Source organism: Cedecea neteri (genome assembly GCF_000757825.1).
Lineage (GTDB): Bacteria > Pseudomonadota > Gammaproteobacteria > Enterobacterales > Enterobacteriaceae > Cedecea > Cedecea selenatireducens.
The window spans coordinates 428,174-445,809 of sequence record NZ_CP009451.1; the positions used below are offsets into that span (position 1 = coordinate 428,174).

The following is a 17,636-nucleotide window of genomic DNA, read 5'->3' on the forward strand; positions in this document are numbered from 1 at the left end:
TATTGTGTAAGCCGTTCTGAGGTTTTACATGCCACAGGTCATTTTCAACGATAAATGGATGGTCGCTGCTGCCCTCACTGGACGCACAGGTTTAAGTGAGCGGCAGATCAAAGCTCTTCGTGATGGGGTCTGGATCGAAGGGATTCACTACAAGCGGCAGTCCGTTACCGGCGGCAAAACTAAAAGAGGATTGCTCTGGTACAACCTTTCGCAAATCAACCAACTTATAGAGGAGTTGTAATGGTGTTCCCGACAGGTGTTGAACTGCACAACGGCAAGATCCGCATTTCTTTTACTTATCGCGGCATCCGCTGCCGTGAAGTACTGAAAGGCTGGACCGTGAGCAGCTCTAACATCAAAAAGGCGGGAAATCTTCGAGCAGTCATTGTCAGTGAGATCCAGCTTGGCGAGTTTGATTATACCCTGCGCTTCCCCGAGTCCAGTTCAGTTAAAAAATTCACTTCGGCCCGGGTAGCTCGTTCGTGGGGAGAGCTTGTTGAATTGTGGATGGATGCCAAAGAGGAAGAGGTTTACAAAAATACGATGGCCAGGATGAAGGCCCAGCTTAAAAGCATAGCTATCATCATTGGCGAGAGAACGCCCATCGATAAGATCACGCACAGCGACATGATGCAGTACAGGAAGAAATTATTGAGGGGAGAGACATTTTATAAGGAAGGAAGTAAACGGAATAGAACTGGCCGGAGCGTTAACACCGTCAATGACTATATCTCGCTAGTCTGCCAGATCCTGCGGTTTGCTTACCGCAGCAAATTTATACGTAGCAAGCCCTTTGAGCACGTCACCAAATTACACAAGGCCCGTACTAAACCCGATCCGCTACTGCGTGATGAATATGCCGCAATGATGCTGGCTAACGCCGGGCAGGACCGGAATATGTGGCAACTGGCCATCAACGCCGGTCCGCGGCATGGGGAGCTCGCCGCGCTGTCGTGGGCTGATGTGGATTTTGAAAAAGGCACGCTTCACATCTGCAGGAACCTGACAAGCCTGGGTGATTTTGTTCCGCCAAAAACGCTGGCCGGCGACCGGGTAATCACTCTGCTCTCTCCAGCTCTCGATGCCCTGCGAGCACAATTTTTATTAACGGGGAATTTACCACCAGTGGAGATCCGCCAGCAATTCAGAGAGTACGGTAAAAGCGAACTGCAGCAGCATAGATTTGTCTTTGTCTCTGGCTTATCACGTAACATGCCAGGCAAATTTTTTACGCCTCAGTCAATCGCCGATCGCTGGGATGCCGCAATAAAAAAATCTGGCATCCGCCGGAGGACGCCTTATCAATCCCGACATACCTTCGCCTGCTGGGCTTTATCCGTCGGCGCAAACCCGTCGTTTATTGCCAGCCAGCTCGGGCATGAAGATGCTGAAATGGTTTTTCGTGTTTATTCGTCGTGGATCAAGGAGTTCGATGGTGAGCAGGTCAGCATGCTAAATCAGAAATTAGGTGTTGCCCCCACAGTGCCCCCGAATAAAAAAATAACGAAAAATACCAAATAAAAACAGGTGGTTAAGGATGGTTTACTTTACTGTAGGGGGGTATAGTACCGTAATTTTTAGGTTATTGATATTTTAATGTTTTATATAATTATCAATGAATTGAGATAAAAGAATGCCTGCGCAACGATAAACGCCCCCGAATCACGAGGGCGTTGATGTACTCGCCCGGCCTTATTGTGACATAGAGACAGGTGAGGCTCTTCTGCCCCCGCCGAATGAACTGTTCAGGCGATCGATCTCACTGAAAAGCACCATCAGATCGTTGCTGTCTACTCCGATCAGGCCAAGTTCGTGAACCAGAGACTCAAGGAGCAGATGCTTACGGGCATCAGGAGAACCAGAGGAGAGTACCGCCTCAATCAGCACGAAGTTAGCGCTACGCGGGGATTCCAGGTCAGGATAAGTTGGGTCCACATAAAGCGAGTCATCGTCGAGGCTTATAAAGCGCTGGAACAGATCGTTATGGGGGTAGCCGGTGGTAATCGTGGCGGCGTGAATGGCGGCCGAAATTCTTTTTTTATCTAAAGTACCGGTGCTTCGCAGCGTAACAGTAAATACGGGCATGGTCAGACTCCTCAGGATAGTCAAAGGAGTCTACTGTCTTCCATTCTAATAGATAGCCTGAAAACTGTTTCGTGCTGTAACCAAAATGATGACTTGCGCATACATCGTTTTTTTATCCCACCACCACATCACAAACCATCTCAACAGCCCCACTTTTCAGCACCTTCTGCGTGACTGGCCTGAGGCTCAACGGTTTACTCACCGGTAACAACGGTATCCCCGCCCCGATAACCACGGGAATCTGGGTGATAAACAGGCGCTGCAGCTCGCCGGCTGCTGCAAACAGGGCGGCGGTTTTGCCTCCGCCAACCAGCCAGACATCTTTGCCTTTGGCGGCTGTGCGAGCCTGTGCCGCAATTACGGAGGCCGTATCCTGCACCAGGGTGATGTTTTTCCCCTCAGGAATGGAGAGCGAACGATGCGTGACGATAAATGCCGGAACGTCGGCATAAGGCCAGCCTTCCGGAGAGTTTTCGAGAATCCAGGTGTAGGTTTCCGCCCCCATAATCACCGCGCCGACTGTCTGATAAAACTCATCGTATGGCGTTGCGTCATCCCCCAGATGGAAGGTCATGAGCCAGTCGAGCTTGTGGTGGCTGTCGGCAATGTAACCATCCAGCGTGGCCGCCACGTAATAAACGATGTTCGCCATCCTTTTCCCTCTCAGTCAGACAATTATGCGCCTGATAATACAGGGATAAAAATACCTCGCCACTGCCAGTTTTAGGCTTGCAGTTCTTCATCGCCCCGTGCCTGGCGGCGTATAACCTGCGGCGGCTGGCCGTAGGCACGAAGAAACGCCCGGCGCATTCTGTCCCGCTCGCCAAACCCGGTTTGCCGGGCAACTTCGTCGATAGAACGGGCGCTGGTTTCAAGCAGCATGCGGGCGGACTCAAGGCGCAAATACTCTATCGCACGAGCGGGTGACTGCCCGGTTTCTGCCTGAAAGCTGCGGCTAAACTGCCGGGGTGATAAACTGGCCACCGCGGCCAGTTCCTCAACGCTGAGCGCGTTTTCCAGATGGGCACGGGCGTAAGTCATCACTTTCTGAATGCGGTCCGATTTAGGCTCCAGCTCAAGCAGTGAGGAAAACTGTGACTGGCCGCCGGAACGGCGATGGTAGAGCACCAGTTTACGGGCAATGGTGCGGGCGATGTCAGGCCCAAGATCGTCCTCAATCAGCGCCAAAGCCAGATCGATAGCCGCCGTCATGCCTGCCGAAGTCCAGTAAGGCCCGTCGCAAATAAAAATCTTGTCTTCTTCCACGCTTATTCCGGGAAAACGCTGCTGTAGATCGCGCGCATACATCCAGTGCGTGGTAGCTCGCCTGCCCTCCAGCAACCCGGCTTCCGCCAATAAAAATGTCCCCAGGCAGGCGGCGGCCACGCGGCGAGCATAGGCCGCAGCCTGGCGCACAAACTCGATGGTCGCGGCAGAAGCCTGCTCCATAGTGGCGCCAAACAGCAGGAGATCGTACTGCGTATCGGCCATTGACTCGGTCATTACGTCAAACCCAGCCGACGTTTGCACCCTGCCGCCGTGCTCTGACAGCAAATGCAGCTCATAAACCGGTGCTTCCGCCATCAGGTTAGCGACTTCAAACGCCGTAATGACGGCAAAGCCCATGGTCGAATAACCGGGAGTCACGACAAAACCTACTTTCTGCATGATGAGCACCGCCGCATTTAATAATGTCATAAAAAGACGGTTATATGACATTTGAGACGTAAAAAGCCAGTGTTAATGTTGCGTTCGTTAACCCATCCCTTCTGCAGGAGTCACACAATGAGCAACGCATCTAAAGGCACCGCCCTGGTCACAGGCGCATCCGGCGGCATCGGCGCAGTCTATGCGGACCGTCTCGCTAAACGCGGCTATGATCTGATTCTGGTCGCCCGTAATACTGACCGCCTAAACCAGGTTGCCGAACGTCTCCGCCAGGAAAGCGGCCGGTCAGTCCAGATAGTTACCGCCGATCTCGGCAACGCGACGGAGCTGCTGCAGCTGGAAACGCGGCTCAAAGACGATGAGTCGATTTCGCTGCTGGTTAACAACGCCGGTTTTGGCTCGAAGGAAAGCATTCTGGAAGCCAACGTGGACGAAATGACGGCGATGATCGACCTGAACGTGACGGCGCTTACTCGTCTGACCTATGCCGCTGCCCCGGCAATGGCAGCCCGGAAGCACGGCACCATCATCAATATCGCCTCGATTGTGGCCATCGCGCCTGAATTGCTGAACGGCGTTTACGGCGCCAGCAAAGCTTTTGTGCTGGCATTGAGCCACTCTTTGCAGCATGAACTGACGGGTTCAGGCGTGCGTGTTCAGGCCGTGCTGCCGGGCGCAACCGCCACGAACTTCTGGAACATCACCGGCGTCGGCGGCCATGAAAACCTGCCGCAAAGCTGGGTGATGAGCACCGAAGATATGGTCGATGCCTCACTGGCCGGCCTGGACGCTGGCGAGAAAGTGACGATACCTGCGCTGCAGGAAGGCAGCGACTGGGATAACTGGGAAGCTGAGCGCCGGGCGGTTAGCACCCGCCTGAGCGCGGCCCAACCAGCCCCGCGTTACGTCAGATAGTCTTTCTCGCTATTTTATCCCGCAAGATGCCGCCTTCTGGCGGCATTATCGCTACGATTAATGAGATCGGCAGCGCATATCATACCCTTACTAATTAAATGCAAATGATAATGAGTATCATTTGATCGCATTGTTTGTTAACATCCCGCCCGCTATACATCATCGATATCAATATAAACAGCCAGTGAAGGCTACCTCCGGGCAAAAGATATGCGTAAAAAATTGATCCTTGCGTCTTTGATAGCGTTAGCCAGCCTGGGCCTCAGCGCCTGCAGCCAAACCACTCACACTCCCCCAGCGGCCAGCCAGGCCGCCATTGCTCGCGGGCAAATCATTGATTTGCACAGCGGCGAAACCCTAACCGATCGGCAGCTGCTGGTTAAGCTCGCTGGCGCTCAACGGCTTATCGTCGGCGAAAAACACGATAACGCCGAACATCATCAGATTGAGCTCTGGCTGATGCAAAACCTGGCTCGGGAACGCCCACAGGGCAGCGTGCTGCTGGAGATGCTAACGGCAGGCCAGCAGCCGCGCGTCACCAGGGTTAAAAGCTGGCTGAAGGAAGACCCGCTGGTGCGGGATGGCCGTATCCAGGAACTGCTTAGCTGGCAAAAAGGCTGGCCGTGGGAGATGTACGGCGGCGTTGTCACCGAGGCGCTGCGTGCCCCTTACCCTCTGCTCAATGCGAATATCAACCGCGACGAGATAATGCGTCTTTATAAAGAGCCGCGTTTCCCTGAAGGCAAACTTTCGACGGCCCCTGCCGTGCAGGCCGCGCTGAAGGAAACCATTATTGCGATGCACGAGGGGAATATTGAAGGCCCACAACTGACGTCAATGCTGGCGATTCAGCAGCAGCGTGACCGCTATATGGCGCAACAATTACTGAATGCCCCCGCTCCGGCGCTATTGATTGCCGGCGGCTACCACGCGTCTAAAAGCTTCGGCGTTCCGCTGCATATGGAAGATCTCTCCCCTTCATCACGGCCGGTTGTGCTGATGCTGGCGGAAAAAGGCATGAACGTCACCGAGGCTCAGGCTGATTACGTCTGGTTTGTCGCCCCGGCCGCAGCAAAACGGTAAGCCGGGAATGACAGATACATTTTATGCGCATCCGACAAGCGGAAAAGGCGTGTGGTTTACCGTTTCTTTGCTCCTGCACGGCCTGCTTTTTTTAGCCCTGATTTGGCAGGCAACGGAGGTGCAGCCTGCCTTACAGCCTGCACCCGCCGTGATGCTGCAGTGGTCGGATAACATCGAAGCACCGGCATCTCCGCTGCCGCTTCCCGTGGGGATTGCACAGCAGGAGTCTGCGGCCGCAGAGGAAAAACAGCAGGCCGAAGACAAGCAGCAGAGGCCGCTGCCGGAGGATAAAAACGCGGTGATTGAAGTCACCCGGCAGAAAAAAGCTGCCGAAGGCGAGAAGAAAAAACCGCGTCCGCCGCGCAACGTCAGGGAGCAAACCAGCGACAGCAGCCAGGCGTCCGTCTCGACCAATGCCGCGCCTCAGGCCAGCGTTGTTTCATCCCGCATTGCCGCGCCGTACAACAGCGATGCCGCGAAACAAAACAGCCTTGAAGACTCCTGGGAGAGCCGCGTAAAAGGCCATCTTAACCGCTTTAAACGCTACCCTGCTGACGCCCGCAAACGCGCCCGTACGGGCATCTCGGTCGTGACGTTTACCGTGAACGCTGCGGGAGAGGTTATTGGAAGTTCGCTGAGCAGCTCGTCGGGAACACGCTCGCTTGACCGCGAAGCGATTGAGGTTTTAGAGCGCGCCCGGCCGCTGCCCAAACCACCCACCGAACGCTTAAAGGGAGGCGTTTATAGCGTGATGATGCCAATAAGCTTTGACCTGACGGAGCTGAGCCAAAGCTAGCGCCACGCTCCCCGCTACCTGATTTTATTTTTATGCTGACTATTTCGGCAGGATGCCCTGTCGCCTGACGCTAAGGACGTATTATGGAAAAACTATGGAAAGCTACGCCGCTGTTCATCGCCTGTTCGCTTTACGCGAGCTGCGCTGCCGCCGACATGCCCCGGCCACCCGCTACGGAAAAAATCCCCCACCAGCTGATTGAACATGGCGATATCCGCGTGGATAACTATTTTTGGCTCAGGGACGACAGCCGCAGTGACGTAAAGGTACTGCGTCACCTGGAAGATGAAAATAACTATGCCCGTCAGGCTCTCCAGCCCGCCGCTGAATTAACGGAGAAGTTGTACCAGGAGATGGTCGCGCGGATGAGCCCGGAAAATCGCTCGGTCCCCTTCCAGCGCAATGGCTACCTTTATCAGGATGTTTATCTGGCCGGACAGGATTATGCCGTCAGCCAGCGCCAGCCAGCAGGAAGTAAAAAGGAATGGCAGACGCTGGTTGACGGGAATCAACGCGCCAAAGGTCAGGCCTATTATCAGCTAAGCGGCCTGGTGGTCAGCCAGGATAACCAGATGATGGCTATCGCGGAAGACACCGCCGGTAGCCGCCAATACCGCCTCTCGCTGCGTGATTTACAAAGCGGAAAATGGCTCGCCGAAACTATCGACAACACCTCCGGGAATATGGTCTGGTCAAACGATGGTCACTATCTGTTCTACGTGCGCAACGATCCGCAAACGCTGGTGCCCTCGCAGGTCTGGCGGCACCGGCCAGGAACGCCGGTTGCAGAAGATAAATTAGTCTATCAGGAGAAAGATGGCGGCTTTTATCTCGGTCTCTCCCGCTCCTCGTCCGATCGTTATTTGATTATCACGCTCAGCGCCAGCACGTCGTCAGAAGTACGCCTGCTGGATGCCGACAGGCCGGAAGCGCCGCCGGTGCTGTTCGCCGTTCGCAGCCCCGGAATTGAGTATTATCTTGACCATTTTGGCGACGATTTCTACCTGCGCGCGAATCAGGAAAGTGCCAATTTCGGGCTGTATAAAAGCCACGCCCCGGGTGACAAATGGCGGCCCGTTGTCGCGCCTCAACCGGGAAAAATGGTGGAAGGATTCACCCTGTTTAAGGACTGGCTGGTGGTGTCTGAACGCCAGGACGGGCTGAGCCAGATCCGCAAGATTAACTGGCTGAACCACGGTGAGCAGACGCTGAAATTCGATGATGCCAGCTATATGGCCTGGCTCGGCTACAACCCGGACCCACAGTCCGGCAAGCTGCGCTACGGTTACTCCTCGATGACGACCCCAACCAGCACTTACGAATGGGATTTAGCCAGCGGGGAACGTACCCTGCTTAAACGGCAGGAGGTGAATAACACCGACCCGCAGGACTACCATAGCGAACGGATTTGGACCACGGCACGCGACGGCGTGAAGGTGCCCGTTTCGCTGGTCTATAACAAAAAAATGTTCAAACCGGGCCACAGCCCGCTGCTGGTGTATGGCTATGGCGCTTACGGAATGAGCATGGATCCGGCCTTCAGCGCCAGCCGCCTGAGCCTGCTGGATCGCGGGTTTGTCTTTGCTATCGTTCACGTGCGCGGCGGCGGCGAGCTGGGCCAGCAGTGGTATCAGCAGGGGAAACTGGAGAACAAACAGAACAGCTTCAACGATTTTCTTGATGCCACGCATAGCCTGGTTAAACAGGGCTTCGGCCAGGCCGGCAGGCTCTATGCCATGGGCGGAAGCGCGGGCGGCCTGCTGGTTGGCAACGTCATCAACCAGCAGCCGGCCCTCTTTAACGCCGTGGTCGCGCAGGTGCCGTTTGTGGATGTAGTGACAACCATGCTGGATGAATCACTGCCGCTCACGGTGGGCGAATATGACGAATGGGGTAACCCACACCGGAAAGCAGACTATCTGCGACTCAAATCCTGGAGCCCGTACGACAACGTGAAGCCTTCGCACTACCCTAATCTGCTTGTGACCAGCGGCCTCAATGACTCGCAGGTGCAGTACTGGGAACCCGCCAAATGGGTCGCTAAGCTGCGGGAAAACCAGCAAGGCCCCGGCAAAATACTTCTGCTGACCGATATGCAGGCCGGACATGGCGGTAAATCAGGCCGAATAAAACGCCTGGAAAATACCGCACTGGAATACAGTTTTATTCTGGAGGCAGATAAACAGCGCTAACCGGAAACCCCTCCCTTATCGGGGAGGGTTCGTTAAAGCGACATAATTATAAAAATAACTTTTATTTTATTACGATACTTCAAGGACACGTATGAACGTAAATAAACTGGCCGTTGCCCTCGGCTCGGGCATGCTATTGCTCAGCGCCAGCGGGGCGGCACAAGAAAATAATGATAAAAGCAGCGGGGATAAAAAAGGTTCGGCGGTATTTAGCCCGCTTAACGTTTCCGCCGGGAATATTACCAGCGAACAAGAAGCGCTGGAAAAACCAGGCGCCACCAGCTCTCGCTCCACGGGAAAAAACCTGCAGTCCCTGGACGCCACGCTGCGGAGCATGCCCGGCACCTATACCCAAATCGATCCCGGTCAGGGCACGGTGAGCATCAATATTCGTGGCATGAGCGGCTTTGGCCGGGTTAACACCATGGTAGACGGAATTACCCAAAGCTTTTACGGCACCACCACGTCAGGCACGACCGCTCACGGTTCCACCAACAACCAGGCTGGCGTGCTCATCGACCCTAACTTTTTAGTCGGTGTGGACGTCACGCGCGGCGACAGCAGCGGCTCTGCGGGGATTAACGCCCTGGCGGGAAGCGCAAATATGCGTACCCTTGGCGTGGATGACGTTATTTTTAAGGGCAATGATTACGGACTGAGATCGCGATTCTCGGTAGGCAGCAACGGTATCGGGCGCAGCGGGATGATTGCCGCCGCAGGGAAAACCGACGCCTTCACCGATACCGGGAGCTTCGGCGCCATGGCCGCCATCAGCGGCAGCTCTATTTATTCGAATTTCTCCAACGGCTCCGGCATTAATAGCGAAGAGTTTGGTTATGATAAATTCATGAAGCAGAACCCAAAGTCTCAGCTTTATAAAATGGACATCAAGCCCGATGAATTTAATAGCTTTGAGCTGTCTGCCCGAACTTATGAAAATAGGTTTTCGCGCCGCGACATCACCAGCGACGATTATTATATTAAGTATCACTACGCCCCATTCTCTGAGCTGATTGATTTTAACGTCACGGCCAGCACCAGCCGTGGCAATCAGAAATACCGCGATGAGTCGCTGTACACCTTTTACAGCACCTCCGCGCAAAACCGTTCCGATGCCCTGGACATGAGTAACGTCAGCCGTTTCAGCCTGGGTGATAATGACCTGGCGTTTACGCTGGGCGGCAAGCTGATGCGCACCCGCTACACCAAGCTCATTAATTCCGCCGCAGGCGATGAGAAAACCAACCAGGAGTCGATCGAAAACAATCCGTTCGCCCCTTCCGGGCGGCAGGATATTTCGGCGTTATATACCGGGCTGCAGGTGAAGCGCGGTATCTGGCAGGCAGACTTGAACCTCAACTACACGCAAAACAGAATCACCGGCCACAAGCCGCCCTGCGACGAGCGCGTTATCTGCGTCCCGCAGGGAAGTTACGACGTCGATGAGCGAGAAAGCGGCTTTAACCCGTCGGCCCAGCTGTCGGCTCAGGTCACCCCCTGGCTTCAGCCGTTTGTCGGCTACAGTAAGTCGATGCGTGCGCCAAATATTCAGGAGATGTTTTTCTCCAACTCCGGCGGGGCTTCCATGAACCCCTTCTTAAAGCCTGAACTCGCCGAAACCTGGCAGGTCGGTTTTAATATCGACACCAAAGACCTTATCGCTAAGCAAGATTCGTTGCGCTTTAAAATGCTGGGCTACCGCAGCAGGATCCAGAACTATATTTTCAGCGAATCTTACCAGGTCTGCTCCAGCGGGAGAAAATGCAGCATGTCCGAAGTCATTGGCAACGACTGGGCGGACATGAGCGACGACTACAGCGACAATATGTACATCTACGTGAACTCTGCCACCGGCGTCACCGCCCAGGGCGTTGAGCTGGAGATGGACTACGACGCAGGGTTCGCCTTCACCCGCCTCTCCTTCAGCCAGCAGCTGACCGACCAGCCAACGTCCATCGCCAGCACCTACTTCGGCGCCGGGGATATTACCGAGCTGCCAAGAAAATATATGACGCTGGATGCCGGGGTGCGTTTCTTCGATGAATCGCTGACCCTCGGGACGATCGTCAAATACACCGGGAAAGCCCGCCGGCTGTCGCCTGATTTTGAAACCGATGAGCATACGGGCGCCATCATTAAAGAGGATTTGCCGCAGATCCCGACGATTATCGATCTCTACGGCACCTACGAGGTGAACCGCAATCTGATGCTGAAGCTGACGGTGCAAAACCTGATGAACCGGGATTACTCAGAGGCGCTGAACAAGCTCAATATGATGCCTGGGCCGGGCGATGATGCTAGCCGGGCCAATACCGCGCGCGGCAGAACCTGGATCTTTGGCGGCGAAGTTCGCTTTTGATCGTCACCTCATCGCCCGGAAGCATCCGGGCGATGTACGTCTAGCGGTACTGCATGTGCCGCAAATCCTCAATCAGCCCTGGGCCAACGGGCCGCCAGCCCGTTTTCTGCTGCGTCTCAAGGCTTGAGGCCGACATATCATGCGCGGCAAAGTTACCGAGCCAGCCAAAGTGGTCGCTGGCTTTGTCGGCGTCAATGCTGCGCACAGGTACACCAAGCCCCTGGCCAATCACGTCGGCGATATCTTTAGTGGTGATACCTTCTTCGGCAACAGCGTTATAGCGCGCTCCGGCAATCCCTCTTTCTACCGCCAGAACATAAAGACGCACCGCGTCGCTCACGTGCACCGCCGACCAGCGGTTTTTGCCTTCGCCGATATAAGCCGCCACGCCCTTCTCCCTTGCCAGTTCAATCAGCGGAGTGATAAGCCCTTGCCTGACGGTGTCATGCACCTGCGGCAGGCGAACAAACGAGGCGTTAACGCCCCGCTCAAGCAGGCTTACTCCGGCGATTTCCGTGGCTTTACGCGGGTTCGGCGTCAGGACGTTATAGCCCGCCTCCGTGGCTGGTTTGCCCGGCTCCGTTGTCCCCATGGCAACAAAAGAGGTGATAACCATTGGCCGGGATGAGCCTGCGAGCGCTTTCCCCATCGCACCAATCACTTTGCCGTCAGCCTCGCAGTTGGCGACAAACGTAGAAAAGTCATGATTGAAAGCCGTGTGGATCACCGCGTCCGCAAGATCCGCCCCATGCTGCAGGCTGGCAAAATCATCCAGATCGCCGAAATGTGCTTTCGCTCCCCAGGACTCCAGAGCTGTGGCCCCGCGCTCGGAGCGCGTTAGCCCCAGCACCTGATGCCCCGCCGCCAGCAGCTGTTGCACGATAGCCGAGCCAAGAAAACCGGTCGCACCGGTCACAAAAATACGCATAGTCATTATCCCAAACCGTAACCAAGGACTGAGTTGCCGCCCGACGGGATTTACTGTAAACAGGAAGAGTTATACGAACAATGTTCAAAAGTCGCCATTTTTGGTCTCATCGTCCGGAGTTGATATGGATCCGCTTTCAGAGCTGCTTTCCCTGCTTAAACCCCAGAGCTATGCCTCGGGCGGCGTTGCCCTGCACGAAACGATGGCGATTCAGTGGCCAGCACACGCCGGAATTAAGTGCTATGCCGTGGTGTCCGGGCGCTGCTGGCTCTCCGTTGAGGGAATGAACGAGCCGCTGCTGCTGCAGGCCGGCGACTGTTATCTTCTGCCGCCTGGGCCACCGTTTTGCCTGGCGACTGAACCTGACGCCACGCCGGTGGACTTCTACACCCTGCGCGAGGCGGGCAAGCTCGGGCCTGACGTTGTCCCCGGCCAGCAGGAAAGCTGCTTCCTGGTCGGCGGCCATTTTGTGCTGAGCGGGGAAGCGGCCGACCTGCTGCTGAGCTCTCTGCCGCCTGTGGTCTGCATTCAGCAGCCGGACAGTAAAGCGGCGATGCGCTGGGCGCTGGATCAAATGACCGACGAAGTGCGCCAGCTTCGCCCCGGCGGCGCGCTGATTATCCAGCAGCTGGCGTGGATGATGCTCATTCAGGCACTGAGGCTGCACTTAGCCCATCAGCCCGCCGTAGGCTGGCTTTATGCGCTGGCGGATAAACAGCTGAGTCTGGCCCTGACCTGCATGCATAAAGATCCCGCGTTTGGCTGGACGCTGGAAAAACTGGCGGAGCGCGTGGGGATGTCACGTTCGACGTTTGCAGCACGGTTTAAGGCGATAACGGGCGCTTCGGCTATCGACTATCTGACGCGCTGGCGCATGATGCTCGCCTGCGACAGGCTGCGCCAGCCAGGGGATTCACTGGCGCGTATTGCAGCGGATTTAGGCTACGAGTCGGAAAGTGCGTTCGGGAAAGCGTTCAAGCGGGTGATGGGCTGCTCGCCCCGGCAGTATTCAAAAAGCTAGCGGCTGCGCGGCACGGAGGCCACCGCCGCTAAGCGATTATTCTTGTTCTCGTTTGCCCGGCATCATTCGCAGCAGCGTATTGTCTTTCCAGACGTAATGATGGAACAGCGCACCAAAGGCGTGAAGACCGATAACGAAATAGCCGGTATTGGCGATAAGCTCGTGCCAGGACTTGAGGCTGAACTCCAGGTCTTCGTCCGGCACCGCCGCCACCGGCATTTGTAGCCCGAAGGCCACCCAGTCAGTACCGCGATAGTACATCGCCAGGAAGCCCAGCACCGGCAGCGCAATAAACATCAGATAGACAATCGTATGGACCAGATGAGAGATGCCGGTCACCGCCGGATGCGGCCTGGGCACAATGGCCGGCGCGCGATACCTGATACGAACCAGCAGGCGGGCCACCATCAGTACCAGGACGGAAATACCGCAGGTGAAATGGATAGAGTTGATGAGCGGCCGGTAGCTACGCGGCGCAAAGCCACGCAGTTCCATGGCGCAGTAGGCTCCCACCACCAGCAGAAAGACCAGCCAGTGGATCGAAATCTGTAACGAGGTGTATTTAGTGCGCATGAAAGACCCTGCCCTGAAAAAACGTTAAATGCCAGGATACCGAAGAAACATTAAAAGAGCATTAACATCAACGTATTATGGACGTTAATTTGTTTCAGCGTGTAATTTTTAAGCCTTAACGTTGTTCAGGGCAAAGCCCGGGGTTTACAGCCCGCGTTCGCGGATCATTGCGCTCAGCGCCATATCCTGCTGGAGAGCATGCCAGGCGGCCATCACCTGCGGCGGAATATCAACGTGAACGATGAAGTCTCGCCCCTGTGGACCATAGCCGGTTGCATCGTCGCGCAGGCGAGGAATTTCACCCAGCGCCAGCGAAACATAACGCTCGAGCGGCCACAGGGCCTCTTCCTCTCCGGCAAAAACGGTGCCCTGCTCGCCTGCAGTTAACTCCGGCACTACGCCCGGCCAGCTCAGCAATTCCGGTGCCTGCGCATCACCTTGCCAGACTCGGGAGAAGGCCGCGACGGTTCGGCGCTGCATGGTCGGGTCCTGAACAATCAATACGCGCGTTGGGCTCAGGCCCAGTTCGGCCATCTTCGCCACGCTAAAGCGTGCATTTTCACCGCAGTTGGTTGATTTCTCTTCGATAATGATTTTTTCGTTCGGGACTTTCCAGAACTGATGGGCAATATCTTTCAGGATTGCCGCTTCGGAACGCCCGGTAGTGGGAATGGTGTTATAACGCGGATGTCGGGCTATTTCGGCGTAGAGATACGTCGTGGAATGGCCTATTCCACCGGTGATCAACAGCGGTTTTTCGCCGTTAGCGGCAAACTCGCAGGCGGCGTCAATAGTAGGGATCACGGCGTTACCGGCCAGGATAATCAGCTCGGCATCCTGTGCCTGCGGCGCACCTGTAAAATCGCTTTGCGCCAGCCACTGGCCCAGCGTGTTAACAGCCTGAACTGTCGGCTGGCTCAAGGTTGCGGATGTCATCATTAGCGGGATCCTCCCTGTTAAAAACCAGTGTCTAGCCTAACCCGGTCAATCCGCCGGGCCTATCAGATGCCGCTGAAAAGGCTCAATCAGACGGAAAGCGGCTTTTGCAGCCGCAGGCGGTGCTCGTCTGGTTCGCCCTGGGGCTCAAGCTCTACCAGCTGGTAGCCATTTTTAAGCAGCATCATCAGCATGCCACGGAACCTGTTGCGGGTTTTCACGCTAAGCGTGCGGTAACCCTGTTCCATCGCCCATTTTTCCTGGGCAATCAGCAAGGCCTGCGCGACGCCATCCCGTCTGAATTCTGGTAAAACGCCGCCCAGCCAGCTGTAAAATTCTGTTTCGCTCAGCGCATAGCCAAGCTTGAACCCGGCTGGAATGCCATTCACGCAGGCGATGAGCTGGCTGGTCTGGTTTGTCGCCAGGCGAGCCTGAAGATCTGCGACGCTTCGACTGTCGTCAAACTCCGGCAAACGATGATAAAGCTCGAGGATCTCCGCCAGAGAGGCCTGCCGCACGGTAATGCCCGTCTCCTGGAACGTCATCCCAGAGTAAGGCTTTTCCCTGCAGGCCGCCAGGCGGCTGGCTAAATCCCCCACGTGCAGCTCAAGCTGGTGGTTATCCGGGTCAAGAAAGTAGAAAGAATGCCCTTCGCTGCGGTTGTCTTTCCAGATCCGAACGCCGCGCTGCTCCAGCGCTTTAACAAGCTGAGGAAATGCCTCTGTGCTTATGCTGAAGGCATAGTGAGTGTAATGAACCGGGCGCTCACCGGCCTTTGCATCCAGAGAAAGGCAAAGCCACAAATCACCGCAGGAAAGATACGCCCCGGACTCCCAACGCGCGTGCAGCCTGACGCCCGGCAAGCTTTGGTAAAACGCCAGGCTCCGCGCCAGGTCGCGCACCGCAAGCGTCAGGTGGTTCAGGCCGGTTAGCATGATTATTCCTTATTCTTAGCCTGATTCTTAGCCTGCCAGTTGGCCCACGGGCTTTCTGCCTGCGCGTCACTTTCATCAGGCTCGTCGAGTGAGGCGATATACATCTCTTCCACTTCTTTACGCGCCCACGGCGTGCGGCGTAAAAACTTCAGGCTGGACTTAACGCTGGGGTCGCTTTTAAAGCAGTTAATGTTCACCTGCCGCGCCATTTCCGCCCAGCCATAGCGCTCAACCAGCGCGGTCAGCAGCGCCTCAAGCGTAATGCCGTGCAGCGGATCTTTTGAACTCATGATTATTCCGGATATTTTGATAATTTGCGCACACCTTACTGATTCTGCCAGCGAGGCGCAACAAGGTGCGGGCGACGATCCCGAAGAAGTGAAAAGAAGTGAGAGGCGGCCCATCGCTGAGCCGCAGAAGGGGTTAAATCAGAAGGTTTCCCAGTTATCGGCAGAAACCGCAACCGGCCGCGCCGATGTGGACGCAGGAGAAGGAACGACATAACGACTTTTCGGTGCTGCAGAAGAGCCGGCTTTCAGGCGGAACGTGCCTACAGCCTCCGTCAGCCGTGCAGCCTGTTCTTCCAGGGAAACGGCGGCGGCTGAAGCCTCTTCTACCAGCGAAGCATTCTGCTGGGTAACGTTATCCATCTCGTGAATAGCCTGCCCGACTTGCTGAATGCCCCGGCTTTGCTCGTCAGACGCCGCGGCGATTTCCAGCATAATATCGGTCACGCGGCGAACGGCCTCCACAATCCCCGTCACCGTGGTGCCCGCCTGTGCAACCTGGCGGGAGCCGGAATCAATCAGCGACACGGACTCGCTGATAAGCCCTTCAATCTCTTTTGCCGCCTGGGCGCTGCGCTGCGCCAGGGTGCGCACCTCGCTTGCCACAACCGCAAATCCTCGACCTTGCTCCCCGGCCCTGGCGGCCTCAACGGCAGCGTTCAGCGCCAGAATGTTGGTCTGGAAAGCGATGCTGTTGATTACCGCCGTTATCTCAGAGATTTTCTTCGAGCTGGCGGAAATATTGTCCATTGTGCTGACCACGCCAGAGACAATACGCCCGCCGTCGCTGGCCTTCTGCGAAGCATCTTCCGCAAGCTTTGTCGCGTGATGCGCGTTGTCGGCGTTTTGTTTCACCGTGGCGGTAAGCTGCTCCATGCTGGCGGCGGTTTGCTCGATGGCCGCCGCCTGCTGCTCGGTTCGGGATGAGAGGTCGGTATTACCGGCAGAAATTTCGCTCGAGCCCTGGTAGATAGCCTCGGCCCCTTCGCGCACGGTGCTCACGGTGCTGACCAACTGCTGCTGCATATGCTGCAGGTGCTGGCTGAGCTTGCCAATTTCGCTGTTGCCGGTTGCTTCCGCCGACAGGGTTAAATCCCCTTCGGAGATATGTTCGATGCGCTTCGCCGCTCGCTGCAGCGGGCCAATCACCACGCGGCGCAGCATGATGAAGGTAAATACCGTCATGAAAAGCGCCAGCGCAAAGGCCCCGGCCATCAGCGCCACGCTGGTTCTGGTGCGGTTATCAGCCTGCTCCCTCAGCGCATTCGCCCGTTCGGTTCGAATGCTGACTGCTTTTTGCAGGTTGGCGCCGTAGTCGCTGTCCAGCTTGCGCCCGACCTCGCTTTCATGGGTGATGATCGCCTCAAACATGCCGTTTTTGGCGAACTTCAGCATCGGCTTCATGCCTTTTTCGAGATAGGCCGCAAACTCATCCTGCAGCCCTTTGTCCAGGGCCTGGTCTTCGGGCGTTTTTACCTTACGGGCCATATAGGCGTTGAAACCAGCCTGCGCCTGCTTGATGAGTCCTTCGGCATTGGCGACGTTCTGTTTAACCTGATCCATATCCGCCACGCGGCTTGCCGCCCCGGCGTTGATCAGGTTGATACGTGCGGTACGCAAATGGTTGGCGCTGTCCGCCAGCCCCATACGCACCTGAATTTCTTCCGTGACGTCCTGAAGCGCGCGGTCGCTCTGGATAAGAAAGTAGCTGGCAAAACCGATGCAGAGCGCAAACAGCAGCAGAATGCCGCCGAGAATGGAGGAAAACAGCGGCACCAGCCTGATGTGATGCCAGAAGCGCACGCCGTTTTGTGGGGTCAGAGTTTTTATCGACATGTCCGTGACTCTCTTTGTATGG

17 protein-coding genes and 1 pseudogene are annotated in these 17,636 nt (G+C 56.0%); 8 read left to right on the plus strand and 10 right to left on the minus strand.

Features of this window, described 5'->3' with window-relative positions; genetic code table 11:
- The first annotated feature begins 28 nt into the window (after window positions 1–28).
- Window positions 29–241: an excisionase family protein gene (xisR, locus tag JT31_RS01950; RefSeq protein ID WP_038472738.1), complete on the plus strand. Its 213-nt coding sequence runs from the start codon at window positions 29–31 to the stop codon at window positions 239–241.
- Window positions 241–1,521 carry a site-specific integrase gene (locus tag JT31_RS01955; RefSeq protein WP_052048947.1) on the plus strand — a complete coding sequence of 427 codons (1,281 nt, stop codon included), beginning with the start codon at window positions 241–243 and terminating at the stop codon, window positions 1,519–1,521. The genes xisR and JT31_RS01955 overlap by 1 nt, the downstream gene beginning before the upstream one ends.
- Before the next feature lie 171 nt (window positions 1,522–1,692).
- Here JT31_RS01955 and JT31_RS01960 read toward each other — a convergent pair whose 3' ends face one another.
- The 3 genes from JT31_RS01960 to JT31_RS01970 all read right to left on the minus strand — a co-directional run bounded on the left by JT31_RS01960 (window position 1,693) and on the right by JT31_RS01970 (window position 3,753).
- A complete protein-coding gene (locus JT31_RS01960; protein WP_038472740.1) occupies window positions 1,693–2,085 on the minus strand; it encodes a tautomerase family protein in 393 nt (130 codons plus the stop codon).
- Window positions 2,086–2,197: 112 nt separating this feature from the next.
- Complete coding sequence (locus JT31_RS01965; RefSeq protein WP_038472743.1) at window positions 2,198–2,737, minus strand: dihydrofolate reductase family protein; 540 nt, start codon at window positions 2,735–2,737, stop codon at window positions 2,198–2,200.
- 71 nt (window positions 2,738–2,808) lie between these two features.
- Window positions 2,809–3,753, minus strand: a complete 945-nt coding sequence (locus tag JT31_RS01970) for a GlxA family transcriptional regulator (protein ID WP_038472746.1) — start codon at window positions 3,751–3,753, stop codon at window positions 2,809–2,811.
- A 117-nt stretch (window positions 3,754–3,870) separates the two neighbouring features.
- Between JT31_RS01970 and JT31_RS01975 the strand changes: the two genes are divergently transcribed.
- The 5 genes from JT31_RS01975 to JT31_RS01995 all read left to right on the plus strand — a co-directional run bounded on the left by JT31_RS01975 (window position 3,871) and on the right by JT31_RS01995 (window position 11,098).
- Window positions 3,871–4,668, plus strand: coding sequence for an SDR family NAD(P)-dependent oxidoreductase (locus tag JT31_RS01975; RefSeq protein ID WP_038472749.1), 798 nt, complete (start codon window positions 3,871–3,873; stop codon window positions 4,666–4,668).
- A 210-nt stretch (window positions 4,669–4,878) separates the two neighbouring features.
- Window positions 4,879–5,751, plus strand: coding sequence for a ChaN family lipoprotein (locus JT31_RS01980; RefSeq protein ID WP_038472751.1), 873 nt, complete (start codon window positions 4,879–4,881; stop codon window positions 5,749–5,751).
- Window positions 5,752–5,758: 7 nt separating this feature from the next.
- Window positions 5,759–6,547 carry a TonB family protein gene (locus tag JT31_RS01985; protein ID WP_038472754.1) on the plus strand — a complete coding sequence of 263 codons (789 nt, stop codon included), beginning with the start codon at window positions 5,759–5,761 and terminating at the stop codon, window positions 6,545–6,547.
- An 83-nt stretch (window positions 6,548–6,630) separates the two neighbouring features.
- Complete coding sequence (locus JT31_RS01990; RefSeq protein ID WP_144244016.1) at window positions 6,631–8,739, plus strand: S9 family peptidase; 2,109 nt, start codon at window positions 6,631–6,633, stop codon at window positions 8,737–8,739.
- A gap of 91 nt (window positions 8,740–8,830) precedes the next feature.
- Window positions 8,831–11,098, plus strand: coding sequence for a TonB-dependent receptor domain-containing protein (locus JT31_RS01995; protein ID WP_038472757.1), 2,268 nt, complete (start codon window positions 8,831–8,833; stop codon window positions 11,096–11,098).
- Window positions 11,099–11,138: 40 nt separating this feature from the next.
- Here the strand turns inward: JT31_RS01995 and JT31_RS02000 are convergent, their stop codons facing one another.
- Entirely contained in the window at window positions 11,139–12,026 is an 888-nt protein-coding gene (locus JT31_RS02000) for an SDR family oxidoreductase (RefSeq protein WP_038482659.1), read from the minus strand.
- A gap of 124 nt (window positions 12,027–12,150) precedes the next feature.
- Between JT31_RS02000 and JT31_RS02005 the strand changes: the two genes are divergently transcribed.
- Entirely contained in the window at window positions 12,151–13,047 is an 897-nt protein-coding gene (locus JT31_RS02005) for an AraC family transcriptional regulator (protein WP_038472760.1), read from the plus strand.
- A 36-nt stretch (window positions 13,048–13,083) separates the two neighbouring features.
- On the opposite strand, the gene cybB is transcribed toward JT31_RS02005, so the two are convergent.
- The 6 genes and pseudogenes from cybB to JT31_RS02030 form a co-directional block, all read right to left on the minus strand.
- Complete coding sequence (cybB, locus tag JT31_RS02010) at window positions 13,084–13,620, minus strand: cytochrome b561 (RefSeq protein WP_038472763.1); 537 nt, start codon at window positions 13,618–13,620, stop codon at window positions 13,084–13,086.
- A 144-nt stretch (window positions 13,621–13,764) separates the two neighbouring features.
- The gene (locus tag JT31_RS02015) at window positions 13,765–14,559 is read right to left on the minus strand and encodes a YdcF family protein (protein ID WP_038472765.1); all 795 of its coding nucleotides are present in this window, start codon (window positions 14,557–14,559) and stop codon (window positions 13,765–13,767) included.
- Between the two features lie 86 nt (window positions 14,560–14,645).
- Window positions 14,646–15,101 (minus strand): GNAT family N-acetyltransferase, encoded by a 456-nt coding sequence (locus JT31_RS24215; RefSeq protein WP_167549837.1) that lies wholly within the window; start codon window positions 15,099–15,101, stop codon window positions 14,646–14,648.
- Window positions 15,093–15,491 (minus strand): annotated as a pseudogene (gene fos, locus JT31_RS23960) (fosfomycin resistance glutathione transferase); the annotation flags it as partial. The pseudogene fos and the gene JT31_RS24215, both read right to left, overlap by 9 nt.
- Window positions 15,492–15,493: 2 nt before the next feature.
- A complete protein-coding gene (locus JT31_RS02025) occupies window positions 15,494–15,784 on the minus strand; it encodes a VF530 family DNA-binding protein (RefSeq protein ID WP_144244083.1) in 291 nt (96 codons plus the stop codon).
- A 135-nt stretch (window positions 15,785–15,919) separates the two neighbouring features.
- Entirely contained in the window at window positions 15,920–17,614 is a 1,695-nt protein-coding gene (locus JT31_RS02030; RefSeq protein WP_038472771.1) for a methyl-accepting chemotaxis protein, read from the minus strand.
- Window positions 17,615–17,636 lie beyond the last annotated feature (22 nt).